General features: G+C 47.8%; 1 protein-coding gene. It reads right to left on the bottom strand.

The genetic code is table 11. The annotated features are described in order from the left end of the window. Positions 1-19: 19 nt before the first annotated feature. Positions 20-767, bottom strand: a 748-nt coding sequence (locus AAY72_RS14650; RefSeq protein ID WP_156411343.1) for an IS4 family transposase, incomplete at its 5' end; no start/stop codon positions are given.

Here is a 767-nt window from a genome sequence, read left to right as displayed (position 1 = left end):
CTGATAGATCCCCACGATTTTAAGGCTCCCACCGAACAGCATACTCCAAAGTATGCTGTCGGAGTCGCTCGAAGACATCAATGCCTTCCATCAATTCATCTATGACATCAAAGCATCTGGCTAGTAATCGTCGCCCCAAAGACAGACAGCTCATGACAAAAGTGTCCCTAACGGTATTCGCCTGGAAGTAGCGGGCAAAGCCGGCAACCCGACCAAGCAGCCCAATCAAATAGAGATACAGATCCGCGAGGGTCGAAATCATTACCATTATCGCTAAACGAGTCATTTTCTTTGTATTATGCATGCTCATACCTAAGCCAAACCGCACCGACTTCATATCTCGGAAGCTTTCCTCTATCTGCATTCGGGCTTGATAACGCTTCACAATGCCATTGGCTTGGCCTTGGTGAGTGACAGCTAATGACGTCGCTAAAAGCCAGGGCTCTTTCCAACTCTTTGCTGCCAGTTCATTCCTATTACTTTGGTTTCGCTCACCTTTTCTGTTGTAAACTCGTCGTCCTTTGGCTTTGTCTTTAAACAGCACAAAATTGGTGATTAATGGGTTTTCTTTGGCTAACTCGACATGATTGAACCATTGCGCCCGTTTAGTGGCTCTGGGATACAGCGAGGTACAGCGCTGCCACGGCAGCGGAGTAAGGCGATAATTTGTTTGGTTTCTCACGCGGCCAACATAGTCCCATCCGATATCCAGTACTTGCCTAAACCAAGGACCACGAAATCCGGCGTCTGTAACGATAACGGGCTTG

The sequence above is a fragment of the Alishewanella sp. WH16-1 genome, assembly GCF_001441695.1.
GTDB classification, from domain to species: Bacteria; Pseudomonadota; Gammaproteobacteria; order Enterobacterales; family Alteromonadaceae; genus Alishewanella; species Alishewanella agri.
This window is presented reverse-complemented; position numbering and strand designations above follow the sequence as displayed.